This is a genomic window from Arthrobacter sp. GW822-FHT05G07 (assembly GCF_058799755.1).
Genome location: NZ_JBXALT010000015.1, coordinates 1 through 18359 on the forward strand (window position 1 = coordinate 1; position 18359 = coordinate 18359).

The window sequence follows — 18359 nt, forward strand, 5'->3', positions numbered from 1 at the left end:
AGAGCGTCGGAAGGTGGCGGCGGTTATCCGGCAGCGCGCGTCCAAGCGACGAAGGAGCGAGCGCGCCGAGGATGACCACCGCCTCCGCACCAACCACACCCTCCGCGCCAACCACACCCTCCGCACCAACCACCGCTTCCGCGCCAACCACACCAGCCCACCCCCCACCATCCAGCCACACCACCCAACGCCGGCAAGAGTAAGCACGCTTAAACGCAGAAAGGGCCGGCAACCATAACGGTTGCCGACCCTTTCAGGGCTGGATAACTAAACTACTTAGGCCGAGACCTCGATGGTTGCCAGGTTCTTCTTGCCCCGGCGGAGGAGCAAGTACCGGCCATGCAGCAGTTCCTCGCGGGCAATGACAGCGTCGGGATCGGACACCTTGGTGTTGTTCACGTAGGCACCGCCCTCGCCGACGGTCCGGCGGGCGGCCGACTTGCTGTCCGACAGACCCGAAGCAACCAGGAGGTCGATGATGCCGAGGCCGTCGGCCCCAATCGTCGCGGAGGGAAGTTCCGCCGTGGCAGCCTCAAGGGTCCGCTCATCCAGTACGGTGAGGTCCCCGTTGCCGAACAGCGCAGCCGAAGCAGCGATGACTTTCTCGGTCGCGTCTACGCCATGCACCAAGGAGGTCACCTCGAAGGCAAGCTTCTTCTGGCCTTCGCGGGCAAACGGGCGCTCCTCCACAGCCTGGCCAAGTGCCTCGATCTCGGCACGGCTCAGGAATGTGAATACCTTAAGCCGGTCAACCACATCAGCATCGGCGGTGTTCAGCCAGAACTGGTAGAAGGTGTACGGGCTGCACATGTCCGGGTCCAGCCAAATGGCGTTGCCTTCGCTCTTGCCGAACTTGGTGCCGTCGGAGTTGGTGATGAGCGGCGTGCCGAGGGCGTGGACACTCTTGCCTTCTACCTTACGGATGAGTTCGGTTCCGCTGGTGAGGTTGCCCCACTGGTCCGAGCCGCCCGTCTGCAACGCGCAGCCGTAGTCGCGGAAAAGCTGGAGGTAGTCCATTCCCTGCAGGATCTGGTAGCTGAACTCGGTGTAGCTGATACCTTCGTCCGAGCTGAGGCGCGACGCTACGGCATCCTTGCGCAGCATGGTGCCGACACGGAAGTGCTTGCCGATCTCGCGAAGGAAGTCGATGGCACTCAAAGGCGCCGTCCAGTCCAGGTTGTTGACCATGCGGGCAGGGTTTTCGCCCTCGAAGCTGAGGAAACGGCGCACCTGGCCCTGAAGGTAGCCGACCCACTCCGCGACGGTGTCCTTGGTGTTCAAAGTACGTTCTGCCGTCGGGCGGGGGTCACCGATCAAGCCGGTGGAACCGCCCACCAAACCGAGCGGCTTGTGGCCGGCCAGCTGCAGGCGGCGCATCACCAGCAACTGCACAAGGTTGCCCAGGTGCAGCGACGGTGCGGTGGGATCGAAGCCACAGTAATACGTGATCGGGTCCCCGGCGAGCAGCTTTTCCAGTTCCGTTTCATCAGTGGAAACGTGGACAAGGCCGCGCCATTTGAGCTCCTGCCAGACGTTGGCAAAGGCGGGATCGTTGTGCTGGGACTCGAGGTTGTTTACGTGTGACACGAGATCTAAGTTAGCAGGATTGCAGGGTCCGTTTTTCCTACCGTTCGATACCGGCGGGTACCGGTGCGGCTGCGATGAGGCGCAGACGCTGGGTGGCCCGGGTCATGGCAACGTAGAGGTCACCCACCTTGCCGTGCTCGTGATTCAACATGGCAGCCGGTTCCAGCACCACCACACCGTCGAATTCCAGTCCCTTGGCTTCCTTGGGGCTGATCACCACGATGTCCTGCTGGTAGCTGCCCGCCCCGGATCCGATGCGACGCCCGTAGACTTCCCGCAACGCGGCTGTGGCCTGAGGCAGCAAGGGACCGTCGGCAATGACAGCCAGCAGGCCGCCGTCGATCGCTTCGACTTCTTCCGGCAGGACTTCAACCAAGCGCTTCACGATGCCGTCCGCCTCCACGTGGTCCACAATGGGTGACCACTTGCCTTCGCGTACGGCCTTCGGAGCCGAAACAACCAAACCTGCGCGGTTGGCCATACGGACAGCAGCTTCTGCGATCTGCGACGGCGTGCGGTAGTTGACGGTAAGTTCTTCCAGTGTCCAGCGGTCACCGAACGACGGCGCCAGCGCACTTTGCCACGAATTGGCACCGGCTGCTGCACTCGTTTGGGCGATATCACCCACGATGGTGAAGGACTTCAGCGGGCAACGCCGCACGAGGAGCCGCCACTGCATGGGCGAGAGTTCCTGGGCCTCGTCAACCACGATGTGGCCGAAGGCCCATGACCGGTCGCTCGTGGCGCGTTCGGCAGCGGTCAGCCGTCCTTCGCGTTCCTGGTTCTGTTCGGCGAGCTCTTCAGCGGTCACCAGGACGTCCACGCCCATCGCTTCCATGTTGGCGAGGGTCTGCTTGGCGTTGGCGAGGTCGCGTGCGCGGTCGGCTTCCTGCTGGGCCAGTCCCCTGCCGGCGGCCGGGTCCAGCTCACCGAGCAATTCTGCAGCCTCATCCAGCAGCGGAACATCTGCTTCCGTCCACGGCGCATCCACCGGACGCTGCAGCAGCGAACGCTGTGCGGGTGTCAGGTGCGGCGTGCAGGCTTCGAGGATGGCAGGCTTGCTGAAGAGCTCGGAAATGAGTTTCTCAGGCGTCATCGGCATCCAGCAAAGGTTGAGCGCGATGCGCACGTCGCGGGCCGACCGTACGTCTTCGGCCAAGTAGGCGCGATCGGCGTTGTTGCCGATGTTGCCCTCTTCTACGAGGTCCGTCAGCTGCTCCGTGAGCTCGCGTAGGAGGATCTTGACGAACGTGAGCCGCGCTTCGTTATGCGGCTTGCCTGTTGCGCGGGCTTTTTCCCGGGCACGGCGGACCTGACGAACCGTCAGCGTCAGCTTCCGCGAGTCAACTTCGAGGATACGGTCCTCAGCAGGCGTCCGTTGCCGGTTTGCCACGGCATTTGCCACCACGGTGGCCATGTCCAGCTTGCCCTTGAGGGCGGCGACGTCCGCATTTTCCTCGGGAATGGCGTGAATGCCGGGCATGAGGCGTCCGAGGCTGGCCATGACCACACCGGTCTCGCCGAGCGACGGAAGCACTCGTTCGATGTAGTGCATGAAGGACGACGACGGCCCGACAAGCAGCACACCGGCGCTCTTGAGCCGCTCGCGGTGCGTGTACAACAGGTAGGCGGCACGGTGCAGGGCTACGGCGGTCTTGCCCGTTCCGGGGCCGCCCTGGACTACCAGCGCGCCGGAAATGGATGAACGGATGATCCGGTCCTGCTCGGACTGGATGGTGCCCACGATGTCCGACATGCGGCCCGTGCGCTTGGAATTCAGCGCAGCGAGCAGCGCGCCCTCGCCCTGGAGCGAGTCGTTGTCCGCAAGCATCCCGGCATCCAGGACGTCGTCTTCTATGGCTTTCACGTCGCGCCCCTGAAGGATCAGGTGGCGGCGGCGGCGCACGCCTTGACGGTCGAACGCGGTGGCTTGGTAGAAGTGGCCGGCTTCCGGGGCACGCCAGTCGACCATCAGCCGCTGGAGATCGGCCGTGGACAGCCCGATGCGGCCAATGTACTGGGCCTCACCGGAATCCAGGTCCAGGCGGCCAAAGACCAGGCGGTCGTCGACGGCGTCGAGCTGGGCCAGGCGGTCTTCGTACAGTGCCGCGAACGCGTCACGTTCTGAGACGTTCTGCATGGTTCCCACCGCACCGGCCTTGCGCACCTGCGCCAGCTGGGCGCGCTTTTCGGCGCGCAGCTCATCGAGCCGGGCATACAGCCTGGCAACATATTCCTGCTCATGGACCAAATCAGCGTCGTGCATCGAACCGTAACCCCTATCGCAAAAGACAGACCTACCATTCTACAGCGATTTTGGTAAACGTGGGGGGTACACGTCATACGGCGGACTGCGTCACAAAAAAGTCGAGGTTAGCAAAGCCGCCAGCGCTGAAGTCAGTTGGTGGCGCTCCGGTTCCGCGGCCGTGCTGCCTTGTACCGGGACACCGTAGGATCGTCCTCGATCCAGAAGCGCCACGGGTATTCAGTGCTTCCGCCCGGACCCGCTACGCCCACCCGTGGTCCGCTGGCAACGGCAGGCGCCGGCGTCCTGGGCAACCACAAACTGAACGGTTCCGCGAGCGCGTCACGGCCAGTGTCCGCCGTCGTAAGTCCCAGCGCGGAGGCGAGCCTGGCGGGTCCGCTGGCCAGGTCCTTGTGCGCTTTGGATGCAGGCCGGCGAAGGGCGGCGAGACCCTCCCCCTCGACGATTTCACCGGCACGCAGGAGCAGTGCTGACGCAGCGCCCTCGGGACCGCAGACAATGTTGGCGCAGTAGTGCATGCCGTAGGTGAAGTAGACGTACAGGAACCCGGGCGGCCCGAACATGGGCGCATTCCGGGCGGTAGGACCGCCGAAGGTGTGGGAGCCGGGGTCGGGGTGCTCGGAGTCGCGCGGCCCAAGGTAGGCCTCAACTTCGGTGAGCCTGACGGAGACCGGACCGGCTTCCGAGTGGTGGGTCAGTACCGCACCGAGTACCAGCGGAGCGATGACTCGGGGATCGCCCTCAAGAAACTTGCGCACGTCGGCGGGGCTGCTGACCTCGTTTGGCACGTAACTCATGACCAGACCCTAGCAACAATGCAGCAAACGGCCATGTCCGATTTCCGCTAGCGACTGCTTCGAACGGCTGGCAGGATAAAGCAATGGACTTCTGGCAGCGCTACAGGGCGATCGACGCCCGCGACACCCGCTTTGACGGTCAGTTCTTCACTGCCGTCAGCTCCACCGGCATCTACTGCCGGCCGTCGTGCCCCGCGCGTACGCCCAAGGCTGAGAACGTCACCTTCTATGAAACCTCCGCAGCCGCCCATGAGGCCGGGTATCGCGCCTGCAAGCGATGCCTGCCCGAGGCTGTCCCTGGAACGCCTGCATGGAACATCCGTTCCGACATTGCCGGACGCGCGATGAGATTGATCAACGACGGCGTCATCACGCGCGAGGGCGTGGACGGCCTCGCGAACCGGCTGGGGTACTCCGCTCGACAGCTTAATCGCATCCTCAGCAACGAACTCGGCGCCGGCCCCCTCTCACTGGCACGGGCCAGCAGGGCGCAGACCGCCAGGACTTTGCTGGTTTCCACCGACATGCTCCTCGCCGACGTTGCGTTCGCGTCAGGGTTCAACAGCGTGCGGCAATTTAACGACACCATCGGCGAGGTTTTCGCGATGACCCCGACGGCGGTGCGGGCCACCGGGGCGAAGTCCAGCACCCGCAAAGGTTCCGGGGCAGCGACGCCAGCCCCGGCGGCGCTGACGCTGAACCTTCCTTACAGGGAACCCTTCGATCCGGGCATTTTCGACTTCCTGGCAGTTCGCGCGGTGCCGGGCATCGAAAGAGCAACGACTGACAGTGACGGGAGCCGGACCTATGCCCGCACGCTGCGGCTCCCCCGAGGCAGCGCATCCTTTTCGGTTGCCTACAGCCCCTCAACACCCGGCAAACCGTTGCAACTCACAGCCACGGCCGTGGACCTGCACGACCTCCCGGCACTGTTGAGCCGGGTCCGCAGGCTGTTCGACCTGGACGCCGATCCGCAAGCGGTCGATGGTGCCCTGGCAGCGGATCCGAGGCTTACGGCCAGCGTGGCCGCACTCCCGGGGATGCGCGTGCCGGGGGCTGTGGAGCCCCAGGAACTGCTTATTCGGGCAATGATCGGACAACAGATCACCGTCGCTGCTGCCCGAACTGCCCTTAGCCAGTTGTCTGCGGCCGGATCCGCCGTCGATGGCGCTGCGCCAGACCTTGATCGACTATTTCCTACAGCAGCAGAACTCGCCGAACACGGGCGTGCCTTACTCCGAGGACCACAGCGCCGCATCGACTCCATCGTGGCCGCCGCCGAGGCCATGGCCAGCGGGGAACTGGACTTCGGCTACGGCGACGACCCCGCCAGCCTCGGCCGGAAGCTTCTCCCAATGCCTGGCGTGGGACCGTGGACGGTGGGCTATGTCGCCATGAGGGTACTGGGCGCCCCGGATGTGTTCCTGGCCAATGACGCGGCAGTAAGGAACGGCGTGAAGGCGCTGCCCGTGGGGTTGGGACTCAGCGCAGACTTCAGGGAGGTCAGCCCGTGGCGTTCGTACGCCACCATGCACTTGTGGCGGGCAGCAGCGGTGAAGACCAAGCCCGCGGGAAGTGAGAGAGCGACCGCCCCAAACCCGAGGGACGTGAGAGAGCGACCGCCCCAAACCCGCGGGAAGTGAGAGAGCGACCGCCCCAAACCCGAGGGACGTGAGAGAGCATCCAGCTCAAGCCCGAGGGACGTGAGAGAGCGACCGCCCCAAACCCGAGGGAAGTGAGAGAGCATCCGGACTTTAGCGGGCGGCGGGCTGGGCCGCGGGCCACGGCAGCAATTCGGGGAGCTCCACTCCGTCAGCGGCTGCAGTTGCCCGCAGGCTCCCAAGGCTCGGTTCGCGGCCGGCCAGCCAGGCCGCGATGTCCGTCAGCATGCCGGTAATTGCTATGGATGTGCCTCCGGTGCCGATGCTCAGTTGTGGCAGCCCTGTGGGTTGCAGGACCAGTTTGTAGGTCTCGGGCACACGTGCGGCCAGGAAAGTGATGAGGTGCTCGCAGAAGGGTCGGCTCCAAGTCTCCGGCCCGTAACCCAAACGCAGGTCCGATGCGTGGATGGTGAGTTCGCGCCACAGCGCCAGACCGCCGTCGAGCACTGTTCCGTCTCTGTAGGCGATCCGTGCTTGCCAATCGTCCGGACCCAAGGCGTCGAACGCGGCAATGGCGGACCCCAGCGCGGCGGTGACCGATTCCGTGTGCCGGGCGAGGCTGTGCCCTGCCGCCAGTTCGATGGCCTTCGTACGGCCGTCCATGCCGCCGTCGTACAGCTCCACGGTTTCGCCGCGGCGCGCGTACTCCAGTTGCCGGGCCATGGCGTTGGAAATTCCGGCAAGGTGCGCCAGGACGTGGCCACGGGTCCAGCCTGGAAGTTCTGACGGTTCCGCGACGGAGGATTCGTCCATCTTGGATACGAGGCGGGTGACGGTGTCGGCGGCTTTGTGAAGCTCTGCGGGCAACGTCTCAGGGGTGATCTGAGTCATAGCGCCATGTTAACGCACTGCGGGACGGCACCTCGCGTTGCCCTGCCCGAAGGCATGGCCGCGACGTGCCGTCCCGAGTGGTCTAGCTGGCGTAGGAACGCGCTGCGTCCAGTTCCGCTTGAAGGGCAGCCAGTTGGCGTTCGACGGCGGCTGGTGCCGTTCCGCCCTGAGAGTTGCGGCTGTTGAGCGACCCCTCAGTGCTCAGGACGCTGCGAACCTGGGGAGTCAAGTGCTCCGAGATTGCTGAGTATTCCTCGTCCGTCAAGTCCCACAACTCCACGCCGCGACCTTCGGCTTGCTTCACGGCAGCACCGGAGAGCTCGTGCGCCTCACGGAACGGAACGCCCTGGCGGACAAGCCACTCAGCAATGTCCGTGGCCAACGCGAAGCCTTGGGGAGCCAGTGCTTCCATGCGCTCCGTGTTGAACTTCAGCGTGGCAATCATGCCGGACACGGCCGGAAGCAGCAGCTCCAAGGTGTCGGCGGCGTCGAAGACAGGTTCTTTATCTTCCTGCAGATCGCGGTTGTACGCGAGCGGCAGGCCCTTGAGCGTCGCCAGCAGTCCGGTCAGGTTGCCAATGAGGCGTCCTGCCTTGCCGCGCGCGAGCTCGGCAACGTCCGGGTTCTTCTTCTGCGGCATGATCGAGGACCCTGTGGAGTACGAGTCATGCAGTGTCACGAAGGAGAATTCCTTGGTTGCCCAGAAGATGACTTCCTCGGAAATCCGGGACAGATCCACGCCGATCATGGAGCATACCCAGGCGAACTCGGCGAAGACATCGCGGGAGGCGGTGCCATCAATCGAGTTGTGGACGGCCGAGAAGAAGCCCAGATCAGCGGCGACAGCCTCAGGGTCCAGGCCCAGGGATGAACCGGCCAGCGCACCCGAACCATAGGGCGACACACCGGCACGCTTGTCCCAGTCCTGGAGGCGCTGCACATCGCGCAACAGCGCCCAGGCGTGGGCCAGCAGGTGGTGGCTCAGCAACACCGGCTGCGCGTGCTGCAAATGCGTCCGACCAGGCATCGCTACGCCGTGGTGGGCCTTGGCCTGCTCCACAAGGGCATCGATGGTGGCAAGGACACCGCGGGCGATGATGCGGGCGTGGTCACGCAGGAACATACGGCCCAGCGTGGCCACCTGGTCATTGCGGGAACGGCCCGCACGCAGCTTGCCGCCCAGCTGGGTACCAGCCCGCTCGATCAGGCCACGCTCCAGCGAACCGTGCACGTCCTCGTCGCTCTCAGCCGGGAGGTAGGCGCCGCTGGCGACGTCCTCATCCAACTGGGTGAGGGCGGCAAGCATGCCTTCGAGCTCGGCGTCGTCCAACAGACCGGCCTTGGCCAACACGCGGGCGTGGGCCTTGGAACCGGCGATGTCATAGCGGGCGAGCCGCCAGTCAAAATGGGTGGACTTGCTCAGAGCAGCCAGCGCATCTGCCGGGCCGCCGGCGAACCGGCCGCCCCACAGTGCACCTTCATTTGTCCCTGAACGCTCCCCTACCTCGCTACGCTCGGCCGGGGACCCCTGCGTCCCGGGGCCCTGCTGCGGTGTCACTGCCCTGCGACGCGAAGGTCGCGGCCCGAAGCAACCTTGGAGGACATGCCCCACAGTTCGATGAAGCCGCGTGCCATGGACTGGTCGAAGGTATCGCCGGTGTCGTAGGTAGCGAGGTCGAAGTCGTACAGCGAGGTCTCGGAGCGACGACCGTTGACGACTGCCTGGCCGCCGTGGAGGACCATGCGGATGTCACCGGAAACGTACTGCTGGGTGTCCTCGATGAAGGCATCCAGGGAGCGCTTGAGCGGGGAGAACCACTGTCCGTCGTAGACCAGCTCGGCCCAGCGCTGGCCAACAGTTGCCTTGAAGCGGGCCTGCTCACGCTCGATGGTGATGTCCTCGAGGTGCTTGTGGGCGGTGATCAGCGCCATGGCACCCGGGGCTTCGTAGATTTCACGGGACTTGATGCCGACGAGGCGGTCCTCGACGACGTCGATGCGGCCAACGCCCTGCGCGCCTGCACGGCGGTTCAGTTCCTGGATGGCCTGCAGCGGGGTGACCTTGACGCCGTCGATGGCGACCGGAACACCGGCCTGGAAGGAGATGATGACCTCATCCGGCGCCGGCGGGAATTCCGGGGTGGCGGTGTAATCGTAGATGTCCTTGGTGGGAGCGTTCCAGATGTCCTCGAGATAACCGGTTTCGACGGCCCGTCCCCAGACGTTCTGGTCGATCGAGTACGGGTTCTTCTTGGTGGTCTCGATCGGCAGTCCCTTTTCCTCGGCGAAGGCGATGGCCTTGTCGCGGGTCAGCGCGAGGTCGCGGACCGGTGCAATGCACTTCAGGTCCGGGCCGAGGGTCTGGATGCCAACTTCGAAACGGACCTGGTCGTTGCCCTTGCCGGTGCAGCCGTGGGCAACGGTGGTGGCACCGAATTCGCGGGCAGCCTTCACGAGGTGCTTCACGATGACCGGGCGGGAAATAGCGGAAACCAGCGGATAGTGGCCCTGGTAGAGGGCGTTGGCCTTCAGGGTAGGCATGGCGTACTCGTTGGCGAACTCGTCACGGGCGTCGGCAACGTAGGCTTCGACGGCACCGCAACCGAGTGCGCGCTGGCGGATGGTCTCCAGCGACTCGCCGCCCTGTCCGACGTCGACGGCCACAGCGATGACCTCGGCGCCGGTGGCTTCACCGATCCAGCCGATGGCTACGGAAGTATCAAGGCCACCGGAGTAGGCCAGAACAATGCGCTCAGTCACGAGAGTGCTCCTTTATTGTTGCTTGGTTCATTCGAATCAATGCTGTGTGAATCAATGCTGAAAAAGATCAATTAATTGCCAGGCCCGGCTTCTTCGGCCATGCGCAGGAAACGCGCTGCCAGTTCTGCCCCGCCATCGGGATCCCGTGCGACCAGCAGCAAAGTGTCGTCGCCTGCGATCGTACCCAATACCGACGGCATCACCGAGTGGTCAACTGCCAAGGCCAGGAAATTGGCTGCTCCCGGCGGGGTGCGGAGTACCACGATGTTGCCCGATGCCTCCGCTGTCACCAGGAGTTCGCCGCAAAGCCGGGTCAGCCGCGCATCCAGGATTTCCTGGGTGACGCCGCTCTTGGCGTTGCGGTCCCCACCCTCCCCCGGGACAGCGTAAACAAGTGCGCCTTCCTTGCCCCGGACCCGGACTGCGCCCAGTTCAACGAGGTCGCGGGACAGGGTGGCCTGGGTGACCTGGACGCCGTCGTCCGCCAGCAGGGCTGCAAGCTCTGCTTGTGAACGCACGGACTCACCCGTCAGGATCGCGGTGATGCGCGCCTGTCGGGCAGTCTTGGTGGCTGGGCTGGCGCCCGGCACGGACGGGTTGGTGGACACTAGAACGTGCTCTCCCCGGTTCCTTCGACGGGAGAAAGACCGTCCACGAAAGCGAGACCGGAGCGGTGCATCAGCCAGGCCATCAGCGCCTTCTGGGCGTGCAGGCGGTTCTCCGCCTCGTCCCAGACAATCGACTGCGGCCCGTCGATCACTCCGGCGGAAATTTCGTAACCCCGGTAGGCCGGAAGGCAGTGAAGCACAACGGCGTCCGGCGCGGCCTGCGCCATGGCGGCCTCATCCACGGAGTACTCGCGGAAGAGCTGCAGCCGGGCTTCCTTTTCGGCTTCCTGGCCCATGGAAACCCACGTGTCCGTTGCTACGACGTCGGCGCCCTTGAGCGCTTCGGCTGCATCACTGGTGATGAGCACCGAGCCGCCTGTCTCGGCCGCACGCTCCTCCGCGGCAGCCACGATTTCAGGTGCCGGAAGATAGCCTTCGGGGCCGGAAATGCGCACATGCATTCCGGCAGTAACTCCGGCCAGCAAGTAGGAGTTGGCCATGTTGTTCGCGGCGTCACCCAGATAAGCCATGCTCAATCCAGCCAGTTCGCCTTTGTGTTCCTTGACGGCCAGAAGGTCGGCAAGGAGCTGGCAGGGGTGGTAGTCGTCGCACAGGGCATTGATGACGGGGACCTTGGAGTTTGCCGCCATGGCAACCAGGCCGGAGTGCGCACCTGTCCGCCATACGATGGTGGACACCATGCGCTCCAGGACCTTCGCCGTGTCCTCCACGGATTCCTTGTGGCCGATCTGGGCTTCACCCGGGTTGATGATCAGCGCGTTGCCGCCCATGTCCGCTATGCCGGTGGCAAAGGAAACACGCGTGCGGGTGGAGGTCTTGTCAAAGATCACTGCCACTGTCTTACGGCCGTTACCCTCGGCGGCGAAGGGCTGCACGCTGTACGGCGCGGCCTTCATACGGACGGCGAGTTCCAAAACCTCAGCCTGCTCGGCAGGGCTCAGATCCGTGTCCTTGAGGAAGTGACGGGTGGTGTTGGTAGTAGTCACTGTGCGTCCTTAGCGGTGTTGGCCGTAGCCGTAGCGATCAGGGTGGGTAGAGCGTCCAGGAAACGGTTCGCTTGATCGACGGTCAGGATCAGCGGCGGCGCGAGGCGGATGGTCCTCGGGCCCGGGCTGTTGATGATGAAGCCGGCGTCCAAAGCTGCGGTCACCATCGCGGGTGCGATGTCGGCGTTCACATCGAAGCCGATCAACAGACCCTCGCCACGGACTTCAGTGACGGCCTCGATGGCGGCCAGTCCCTCACGAAGGTGGGCGCCGACAGTCAGCACGTTCTGCAGGACACCTTGGCTTTCGATCGCGTGGAGCGTGGCCAGCGCGGCGGCCGTAGCCACCGGATTCCCGCCGAACGTGGTGCCGTGTTGCCCGGCGCTGAGCAGGGCCGACGTCGTACTTCCGAAGGTAACCAAGGCGCCCACCGGGAAGCCGCCGCCGAGTCCCTTGGCGAGGGTCACGGCGTCGGGAACAATTCCGGCGTCTTCGCTGGCGAGCCATTTACCGGTCCGGCCGATGCCGGTTTGTACCTCATCCAAGATCAGCAGGGCTCCCGCCGCGGTGGTCACCTCGCGGGCCGCCTGCAGGTATTCGGCGCTGAGTGGGCGGACGCCCGCTTCGCCTTGGATGGGTTCCAGGAAGACGGCCGCTGTGGAATCGTCGACGGCGGCATGCAAGGCTTCGACGTCGCCGAACGGGATGTGGACCACGCCACCGGGCAGTGGCTCAAACGGTGCACGGTAAGCCTCTTTGGCCGTGAGCGCCAAGGCGCCCATGGTGCGGCCGTGGAAGGCCCCCTCCAAGGCGATGATCTTGGTGCGCTTTCCATCGGAGTTATTCCGTCGGGCGAGCTTGAACGCTGCCTCGTTGGCCTCAGTGCCGGAGTTGGCAAAGAAGACCTTGGAACCTGCCGGTGCATTGCTGATGGCCAGGAGCTTCTCGGCCAGTGCGATCTGCGTGGGGCTGGTGAAGAAGTTCGAGACGTGGCCCAGCGTGGCCAGCTGGCTGGAGATGACAGACGTGACGAAGGGGTGGGCATGGCCCAGCGCGTTCACGGCAATCCCGCCCAACAGGTCCAGGTATTCCTTGCCGTCGGCGTCCCACACGAGGCAGCCGGCGCCACGGACCAGGACACGCTGCGGCGTGCCGAAGACGCCCATGAGCGAGGACGAGTAACGAGCAAGCCAGTCAGCGCCTGAGCTCTGGGAAACGAGCGTGGTTGCGGCAGCCTCCGCAGCGATGGCGGTATGGCTCAGTTCGGTGCTCATGCGTTCACTTCCTCGTCGGGTACTACTTGCGTGCCGATACCGGCGGTCGTGAACGTCTCCAGCAGCATCGAGTGCGGCAAGCGGCCGTCCACGATGTGCGCGCGTTCCACGCCTTCATCGATGGCCTTGAGGCAGGCGGCCATTTTTGGAATCATTCCGGACTCCAAGCGAGGCAGCATGTCCCGGAGTTCCGATGCGGTCAGTGATGAGATCAGCGACGATTTGTCCGGCCAGTTGGCGTACAGGCCTTCGACGTCGGTCAGGATGACAAGCTTGGTGGCGCCCAGGGCGGAGGCGACGGCGGCAGCTGCAGTGTCCGCGTTGACGTTGAGGACCTGTCCGGTGGTGGGACCGGAACCGTTGCCGTCGTCGAGAATTTCCGGGGCGACCGTTGAGATCACCGGGATGCGGCCGGCGTCGAGAATGTCCTTGATGCCGGCGGGATCCACACCCACCACTTCGCCCACCAGGCCGAGGTCCACCTCTTCGCCGTCAACAACCGTGCCCGTACGAACGGCGCGCAATAGTCCGCCATCTTCGCCTGACATGCCCACGGCGTAGGGACCGTGGGAGTTGATGAGGCCAACAAGCTCGCGTCCAACCTGGCCCGTGAGGACCATGCGGACCACATCCATGGCTTCAGGGGTGGTGACGCGCAAGCCGCCCTTGAACTCGGACTCGATGCCCAGGCGGCTCAGCATGGAGTTGATCTGGGGGCCACCGCCATGGACCACCACGGGGTGGATGCCAACGTGGTGGAGGAACACAATGTCCTCGGCGAAGGCACGACGAAGGTCGTCGTTGACCATAGCGTTGCCGCCGTACTTGATCACCATGGTGGTACCGGCAAAACGCTGGATCCACGGAAGGGCCTCGATCAGGGTGCCGGCCTTGTCCTGGGCGTCACTCATGGAGGTGGTTTCGCGGGTGTGCGCAGTCATAGTCATCCGCTCAGCTCGAGTATGCGCTGTTCTCGTGCACGTAATCGTGCGTGAGGTCGTTGGTCCAAATGGTGGCTTCGGCATCGCCGGCCTGCAGGTCGATTTCGACCAGCACTTCGCGCGGCTCCAGGTCCACCAGGTTGCGGTCATCGCCGATTGCGCCGTTGCGGCAGATCTGCACACCGTTCATTGCCACGTTGAGCTGGTCCGCCTCGAAGACGGCGTCAGTCGTTCCCACGGCCGAGAGCACACGGCCCCAGTTAGGGTCCTTGCCGAAGATGGCGGCTTTGAACAGGTTGGAGCGGGCAACGCTGCGGCTAACGATTTCGGCATCGCGTTCGCTGGCAGCGTTGAACGTCCGGATGGCGATGTCGTGGCTGGCGCCTTCGGCGTCACCGATGAGCTTGCGGGCCAGTTCGGCGCAGACCTGGGTGACCGCTTCGCTCAACTGCTCGGCGGATGGCAACGCCTCGGACGCCCCGGATGCCAGCAGAACCACGGTGTCGTTGGTGGACATGCAGCCGTCCGAGTCTGCCCGGTCAAAGGTGACGCGCGTGGCATCCCGCAGGACGACGTCGAGTTCATCAGCAGGAACCTCGGCGTCGGTAGTGAGGACCACCAGCATCGTGGCGAGGCCCGGAGCCAACATGCCGGCACCCTTGGCAATGCCGCCGACAGTGAACTGCTTGCCCTCGGCGTCGGTGCCGGTGAAGACGGCTTCCTTGGACACACTGTCCGTGGTCATGATCGCCGTGGCTGCGGCGGAGCCGCCATCCTCCGACAGTTCACGGAAGGCAGCGTCCACGCCGGGCAGAATCTTGTCCATGGGCAGCTGCTCACCGATCAGGCCGGTTGAGCACACGACGACGTCGGAAGCTGAGATTCCCAGCACCTCTGCCACTTTCTCGGCGGTGGCGTGGGTGTTCTGGAAGCCCTGGGGACCGGTGCAGGCGTTGGCTCCACCGGAGTTCAGGACCACGGCATCCACACGTCCGTCGCTGACCACCTGGCGTGACCAATGAACCGGCGCAGCAGCCACACGGTTGGAGGTGAAGACCGCGGCGGCGGACTTTTGCGGGCCGTCGTTGACTACCAGAGCAAGGTCCGGTTTGCCCGAGGCCTTGATGCCGGCTTTGATGCCTGCGGCGCGGAATCCCTTGGGGGCGGTAATGGTCACGGTGCAACTCCCTGCAGGTTCAGGCCGGCGGTTTCGTCCAGGCCGAGGGCAATGTTCATGGACTGCACGGCTCCACCGGCGGTCCCCTTGGTGAGGTTGTCGATAGCGCACGTCACGATCACGCGGCCAGTGTGGGCGTCGAAGGCCAACTGCATCACCGCATGATTGGAGCCCTGAACGGACTTGGTGGTGGGCCACTGGCCTTCGGGAAGGAGGTGCACGAACGGTTCGTCGTCGTAAGCGTCTGCCCAGGCTTGGCGAAGCTCCGCGTAGGAAACGCCGTGGCCAACCTTGGCCGTTGCCGTGGTGAGGATGCCGCGACTCATCGGAACCAGCGTGGGCGTGAACGAAACCGTCACCGGCTCACCGGCCGCATTGGACAGTCCCTGTTCGATCTCCGGGGTGTGCCGATGTCCGCCGCCAACACCGTAGGGGCTCATGGAACCCATGACCTCGGCGCCGATCAGGTTGACCTTGGCTGCCTTTCCGGCGCCTGAGGTCCCCGAGGCGGAGACAATCACGACGTCGTCCGTCAAGAGGAGATTGTTGGCGAAACCGGGCGTCAAGGCCAGCAGGGCGGACGTCGGGTAGCACCCGGGAACGGCGATGCGGGTAGCGCCTTTGAGGGCTTCGCGTTGACCGGGGAGCTCAGGGAGGCCATACGGCCAAGTGCCCGCGTGAGCGGAGCCGTAGAACCTTTCCCACGCTGCGGCGTCCTGCAAGCGGTGGTCAGCACCGGCGTCGATCACTACCGTCCCTTCAGGCAACTGTGCAGCGATCTCGGCAGAGGCACCGTGCGGCAGAGCCAGGAACACGACGTCATGCCCGGAAAGGTTCTCCACTGTGGTGTCTTCCAGAATCCGACTGGCCAAACCGTGGAGATGCGGCTGCAACTCCCCTAGTCTGGAACCGGCGTTGCTGTGAGCGGTGATGGCACCGATGGTGACGTTCGGATGGCCAGCCAGCAAGCGCAGCACTTCTCCCCCGGCGTAGCCGCTGGCACCGGAGACGGCAACAGAAATAGTCATACCTCCACTGTACAGCAAGAATATTCATGCTGTCCGATATTTATGCATGCAGTTGTGAGCAGTCTCATTATTTTGGAGATTACCCGTATGCTTAGTGAAGGGTGATCCAGACCGTGCAGTCCGAACGTCGGCTGCAGCGTTGCCCGTTAGCGATACGGGGCACATTTATGTCACCCACGTCCACCGCTGAGCGCCCCAAAGCTCGCGCAATTCAACCCAACCCCGTCGTCCAGAGCTACTCCGAGCTCCTCAAGAGCGTCAAAGCCGAAGGACTCCTCGAACGCCGTAGCGGCTTTTACATCTGGGTCTTCGTTGCCTTAGTGCTCCTTATGGCAGGCACCTGGTTGGGGTTCGCCTTGATCGGTGAATCCTGGTACCAGCTGTTGATCGCCGCTGCCGTGGGTATCCTCTGCACGCAGTTGAGCTTCCTGGCCCACGAGGCCGGCCACAAGCAGATCTTCGCCTCACGCCGCGCCAATGACTGGTCCGCCCGTCTCCTGGCCACCGGCGTCGCCGGCATCAGCTACTCCTGGTGGGAGCAGAAGCACGGAGCCCACCACAACCACCCCAACGTCATTTCCAAGGACCCGGACATCCGGAACAACGCCTTGGTCTTCTACGAAGACGCCGCAGCCGAACGTAAGGGCCGCCTCGCTTTCCTCACCAAGAAGCAGGGCTGGTTCTTCTTCCCGCTCCTGACGCTCCTCGGCTTGAGCCTGCAGTTTGACTCCCTTCGCTTCGTCTTCGGCAAGCAGAAAGTACGCCACCGCTGGGTAGAGACGCCCATCCTGGTCACAAGGCTGGCCGCCCTCCCGGTTCTGGCATTCACATTCCTGCCCATCGGCATGGCGTTCGCCTTCCTGGGTGTGCAGATCATGGTCTACGGCTTTTACATGGGGGCCTCGTTCGCCCCGAACCACAAAGGCATGCCCGTCCTTCCCAAGGACAGCCGCGTGGACTTCCTCAACCGCCAGATCCTGACCTCGCGCAATATCTCCGGCGGCATCTTTATGGACTTCCTCCTGGGTGGGCTGAACCGGCAGGTGGAACACCACCTGTTCCCTGACATGGCTCGCCCCCATTTGTACAAGGCCACAAAAATTGTGCGCGAGTTCTGCAGCAAACACTCCATCGCCTACACCGAAACCACGCTCATGCAGTCTTACGGGATCGTGGTCCGGTACCTGAATGACGTGGGCTTGGCCGCAGGCCGCGGCTTCGACTGCCCCGTCGCTTCGACGCACGGACGCCGCTAGGCGTTCGACACCGGAGGCCCCAACCTCCCTAGGATGGATTCTGAAACCGGGCACCGGAAGGACCGCCCCGGAGTAAGGAGCCACCATGACGAACGCCATCGTTGCACAGCAGTCCGGAGGACCTGAGGTCCTCGAGTACGCATCCGTGGAAACACCGTCGCCTGGCCCCGGCCAGCTGTTGATCAAGGTCGCAGCTGCCGGGGTCAATTTCATCGAGACGTACCAACGCAGCGGCACCTACAAAGTGGAGTACCCCTTCACGCCGGGCGCCGAGGCTGCCGGCACAGTGGAGGCCGTAGGAGAAGGCGTTGAGGAATTCTCTGTTGGTGACCGCATTGCCACCGCCGAGGGGTCCAGAACCTACGCGGAGTACGCCCTCGTTGAGGCAAGCAAGGCACTGCCGGTTCCTGACGGCGTCGATGATCACACCGCCGCGGCCCTGCCGCTGCAGGGAATCACCGCTCACTACCTGATGAATTCATCCTTCCGGGTGGAGCCCGGGCACACCGTCCTCCTGCATGCAGGTGCCGGCGGCGTCGGCCTCCTGCTGACCCAACTGCTCAAGGCCCGCGGCGCCCGCGTCATCACCACCGTCTCCTCTGATGAGAAGGCCGATCTCTCCACGCTGGCAGGTGCCGATGAAGTACTCCGCTACGAGGGCTTCGCAGACAGAGTCCGCGAACTTACCGACGGTGAGGGCGTCAACGTGGTGTACGACGGCGTCGGCAAGGACACGTTCGATGACTCCCTGAAGAGCCTGCGCATCCGCGGCGCCATGGTGCTCTTCGGTGCGGCTTCCGGCCCGGTGCCGCCGTTCGATCCCCAGCGTTTGAACGCCGCAGGTTCGCTCACCCTGACCAGGCCCACCATGGCTCACTTTGTCCAGAACACCCACGAGCGTCGATGGCGCTCGGCAGAAATTTTCGACGCCGCCGCCAACGGCACCCTCGCTGTCAGGGTTGGTGCCACCTATCCCTTGGCAGAAGCGGCGCAGGCGCACCGGGACTTGGAAGGCCGCCGGACCACTGGAAAAGTCCTGCTGGTCCCTTAAGTACCGGTTTGAACGTCAGGTGAGCGGAAAGCGAACAATGATGCAACAAAGTGTTAAGGGCAGGAAACGTCAGACACCTTTTGTTCATCTTTCTGCGGAAAGCTGACGTTCGTGA

At 64.2% G+C, this 18359-nt stretch carries 16 protein-coding genes; 4 read left to right on the plus strand and 12 right to left on the minus strand.

Going from position 1 to position 18359, the window contains the following annotated elements; translation table 11 throughout:
* Positions 1–238 (plus strand): hypothetical protein (locus AC1RJY_RS21705; RefSeq protein WP_498603486.1); only part of this gene is annotated, 238 nt, incomplete at its 5' end.
* A 38-nt stretch (positions 239–276) separates the two neighbouring features.
* Here the strand turns inward: AC1RJY_RS21705 and tyrS are convergent.
* From tyrS to AC1RJY_RS21720, 3 genes are all read right to left on the minus strand, one after another.
* A complete protein-coding gene (gene tyrS, locus AC1RJY_RS21710) occupies positions 277–1587 on the minus strand; it encodes a tyrosine--tRNA ligase (RefSeq protein ID WP_014921325.1) in 1311 nt (436 codons plus the stop codon).
* Between the two features lie 37 nt (positions 1588–1624).
* The gene (locus AC1RJY_RS21715) at positions 1625–3853 is read right to left on the minus strand and encodes a HelD family protein (protein WP_498603488.1); all 2229 of its coding nucleotides are present in this window, start codon (positions 3851–3853) and stop codon (positions 1625–1627) included.
* 131 nt (positions 3854–3984) lie between these two features.
* Positions 3985–4650, minus strand: coding sequence for a DNA-3-methyladenine glycosylase (locus AC1RJY_RS21720; protein WP_498603490.1), 666 nt, complete (start codon positions 4648–4650; stop codon positions 3985–3987).
* An 83-nt stretch (positions 4651–4733) separates the two neighbouring features.
* On the opposite strand from AC1RJY_RS21720, the gene AC1RJY_RS21725 reads away from it, so the two are divergent.
* Positions 4734–6293 (plus strand): AlkA N-terminal domain-containing protein, encoded by a 1560-nt coding sequence (locus AC1RJY_RS21725; protein ID WP_498603492.1) that lies wholly within the window; start codon positions 4734–4736, stop codon positions 6291–6293.
* A gap of 111 nt (positions 6294–6404) precedes the next feature.
* Here AC1RJY_RS21725 and AC1RJY_RS21730 read toward each other — a convergent pair whose 3' ends face one another.
* From AC1RJY_RS21730 to argC, 9 genes are all read right to left on the minus strand, one after another.
* Positions 6405–7142, minus strand: a complete 738-nt coding sequence (locus AC1RJY_RS21730) for a maleylpyruvate isomerase family mycothiol-dependent enzyme (protein WP_210064235.1) — start codon at positions 7140–7142, stop codon at positions 6405–6407.
* A gap of 82 nt (positions 7143–7224) precedes the next feature.
* A complete protein-coding gene (argH, locus tag AC1RJY_RS21735) occupies positions 7225–8700 on the minus strand; it encodes an argininosuccinate lyase (RefSeq protein ID WP_498603493.1) in 1476 nt (491 codons plus the stop codon).
* A complete protein-coding gene (locus tag AC1RJY_RS21740; RefSeq protein ID WP_011774348.1) occupies positions 8697–9902 on the minus strand; it encodes an argininosuccinate synthase in 1206 nt (401 codons plus the stop codon). Before AC1RJY_RS21740 ends, argH begins: the two co-directional genes overlap by 4 nt.
* Before the next feature lie 71 nt (positions 9903–9973).
* On the minus strand, positions 9974–10510 hold the full coding sequence (locus AC1RJY_RS21745) for an arginine repressor (protein ID WP_011774347.1): 537 nt from the start codon (positions 10508–10510) through the stop codon (positions 9974–9976).
* Positions 10510–11517, minus strand: coding sequence for an ornithine carbamoyltransferase (gene argF, locus AC1RJY_RS21750; RefSeq protein WP_210064237.1), 1008 nt, complete (start codon positions 11515–11517; stop codon positions 10510–10512). The genes AC1RJY_RS21745 and argF overlap by 1 nt, the downstream gene beginning before the upstream one ends.
* Positions 11514–12791 carry an acetylornithine transaminase gene (locus AC1RJY_RS21755; protein WP_498603497.1) on the minus strand — a complete coding sequence of 426 codons (1278 nt, stop codon included), beginning with the start codon at positions 12789–12791 and terminating at the stop codon, positions 11514–11516. Before AC1RJY_RS21755 ends, argF begins: the two co-directional genes overlap by 4 nt.
* Positions 12788–13732, minus strand: coding sequence for an acetylglutamate kinase (argB, locus tag AC1RJY_RS21760; protein ID WP_043470013.1), 945 nt, complete (start codon positions 13730–13732; stop codon positions 12788–12790). The genes AC1RJY_RS21755 and argB overlap by 4 nt, the downstream gene beginning before the upstream one ends.
* 10 nt (positions 13733–13742) lie before the next feature.
* A complete protein-coding gene (gene argJ / locus AC1RJY_RS21765) occupies positions 13743–14909 on the minus strand; it encodes a bifunctional glutamate N-acetyltransferase/amino-acid acetyltransferase ArgJ (protein ID WP_011774343.1) in 1167 nt (388 codons plus the stop codon).
* The gene (gene argC, locus AC1RJY_RS21770) at positions 14906–15937 is read right to left on the minus strand and encodes an N-acetyl-gamma-glutamyl-phosphate reductase (protein WP_011774342.1); all 1032 of its coding nucleotides are present in this window, start codon (positions 15935–15937) and stop codon (positions 14906–14908) included. The genes argJ and argC overlap by 4 nt, the downstream gene beginning before the upstream one ends.
* Positions 15938–16104: 167 nt before the next feature.
* On the opposite strand from argC, the gene AC1RJY_RS21775 reads away from it, so the two are divergent.
* Both AC1RJY_RS21775 and AC1RJY_RS21780 read left to right on the plus strand, forming a co-directional pair.
* Positions 16105–17193 (plus strand): fatty acid desaturase family protein, encoded by a 1089-nt coding sequence (locus AC1RJY_RS21775; RefSeq protein WP_014921318.1) that lies wholly within the window; start codon positions 16105–16107, stop codon positions 17191–17193.
* Positions 17194–17278: 85 nt separating this feature from the next.
* Entirely contained in the window at positions 17279–18244 is a 966-nt protein-coding gene (locus AC1RJY_RS21780; RefSeq protein ID WP_011774340.1) for a quinone oxidoreductase family protein, read from the plus strand.
* The last annotated feature ends 115 nt before the right edge of the window (positions 18245–18359 follow it).

Excerpts from the sequence above, each read along its gene's own strand:
- AC1RJY_RS21775 (WP_014921318.1), top strand. The coding sequence starts at position 16,105 with ATGTCACCCACGTCCACCGCTGAGCGCCCCAAAGCTCGCGCAATTCAA.
- AC1RJY_RS21725 (WP_498603492.1), top strand. The coding sequence starts at position 4,734 with ATGGACTTCTGGCAGCGCTACAGGGCGATCGACGCCCGCGACACCCGC.
- AC1RJY_RS21780 (WP_011774340.1), top strand. The coding sequence starts at position 17,279 with ATGACGAACGCCATCGTTGCACAGCAGTCCGGAGGACCTGAGGTCCTC.
- AC1RJY_RS21730 (WP_210064235.1), bottom strand. The coding sequence starts at position 7,142 with ATGACTCAGATCACCCCTGAGACGTTGCCCGCAGAGCTTCACAAAGCC.
- argC (WP_011774342.1), bottom strand. The coding sequence starts at position 15,937 with ATGACTATTTCTGTTGCCGTCTCCGGTGCCAGCGGCTACGCCGGGGGA.
- AC1RJY_RS21715 (WP_498603488.1), bottom strand. The coding sequence starts at position 3,853 with ATGCACGACGCTGATTTGGTCCATGAGCAGGAATATGTTGCCAGGCTG.
- AC1RJY_RS21755 (WP_498603497.1), bottom strand. The coding sequence starts at position 12,791 with ATGAGCACCGAACTGAGCCATACCGCCATCGCTGCGGAGGCTGCCGCA.
- argB (WP_043470013.1), bottom strand. The coding sequence starts at position 13,732 with ATGACTGCGCACACCCGCGAAACCACCTCCATGAGTGACGCCCAGGAC.
- AC1RJY_RS21720 (WP_498603490.1), bottom strand. The coding sequence starts at position 4,650 with ATGAGTTACGTGCCAAACGAGGTCAGCAGCCCCGCCGACGTGCGCAAG.